This is a genomic window from Corynebacterium sp. NPDC060344 (genome assembly GCF_042725215.1).
In the GTDB taxonomy this organism is placed as follows: domain Bacteria; phylum Actinomycetota; class Actinomycetes; order Mycobacteriales; family Mycobacteriaceae; genus Corynebacterium.
In genome coordinates this window covers 1-1263 of sequence record NZ_JBHXCS010000047.1, presented here as the reverse complement: position 1 = coordinate 1263, position 1263 = coordinate 1, and the positions used below count along the sequence as shown (strand labels likewise).

The window sequence follows — 1263 nt, the reverse complement described above, 5'->3', positions numbered from 1 at the left end:
CGTGCCTTTTGAAGAATGAGCCTGCGAGTCAGCGGCACGTCGCGAGGTTAACCCGTGTGGGGTAGCCGTAGCGAAAGCGAATACTAACTAGTGTGTTGTAGTGGCGTGTCCTGGACCCGAAGCGGAGTGATCTACCCATGGCCAGTGTGAAGCAGAGGTAAGACTCTGTGGAGGCGCGAACCCACTTAGGTTGAAAACTGAGGGGATGAGTTGTGGGTAGGGGTGAAAGGCCAATCAAACTCCGTGATAGCTGGTTCTCCCCGAAATGCATTTAGGTGCAGCGTCGTGTGTTTCCTCCTGGAGGTAGAGCTACTGGTTGGTTTAGCGGGACTATCATCTTAGCGACATCAGCCAAACTCCGAATGCCGGTGAGGTGAGAGCACGGCAGTGAGACTGCGGGGGATAAGCTTCGTAGTCGAGAGGGAAACAGCCCAGATCGCCGGCTAAGGCCCCTAAGGGTATGCTAAGTGGAAAAGGATGTGGGATCGCGAAGACAACCAGGAGGTTGGCTTAGAAGCAGCCATCCTTGAAAGAGTGCGTAATAGCTCACTGGTCGAGTGGTCCTGCGCCGACAATGTAGTGGGGCTCAAGCATACCGCCGAAGCCGCGGCAGTCAGTCCTTGTGGCTGGCTGGGTAGGGGAGCGTCGTGTTCGGCTGTGAAGCTGCGGGGTGACCTGTGGTGGAGTGGACACGAGTGAGAATGCAGGCATGAGTAGCGAATGAGGAGTGGAAAACTCCTCCGCCGGATGACCAAGGGTTCCTGGGCCAGGTTAATCCTCCCAGGGTGAGTCGGGACCTAAGGCGAGGCCGACAGGCGTAGTCGATGGACAACGGGTTGATATTCCCGTACCCGCACAATCGCGCCCATGGTGAATCAGTGATACTAACCCTCCTGAAGCCGCCGTTTCATGCCTTCGGGCGTGGCCTGGTGGTGGATGCAGGGGACCTGATCTGGTAGTAGCCAAGTGATGGGGTGACGCAGGAAGGTAGCCGTGCCACCTGATGGATGGTGGTGTAAGCGTGTAGCCCGCGGTCCAGGTAAATCCGGACCGCATGAAGGGTGAGACGTGATGCGTACCCGTAGTGGGGAAGTTGGTGATCCTATGCTGCCGAGAAAAGCCTCTAGCGAGTGGTTGTGTGGCCCGTACCCCAAACCGACACAGGTGGTCAGGTAGAGAATACTAAGGCGATCGGGTGAACTGTGGTTAAGGAACTCGGCAAAATGCCCCCGTAACTTCGGGAGAAGGGGGGCCTCGCGACGT

At 57.2% G+C, this 1263-nt stretch carries 1 rRNA gene; it reads left to right on the top strand.

The features are described 5' to 3' along the window. Positions 1 to 1263: ribosomal RNA gene (locus ACFWGD_RS13285) — 23S ribosomal RNA — on the top strand; the annotation flags it as partial.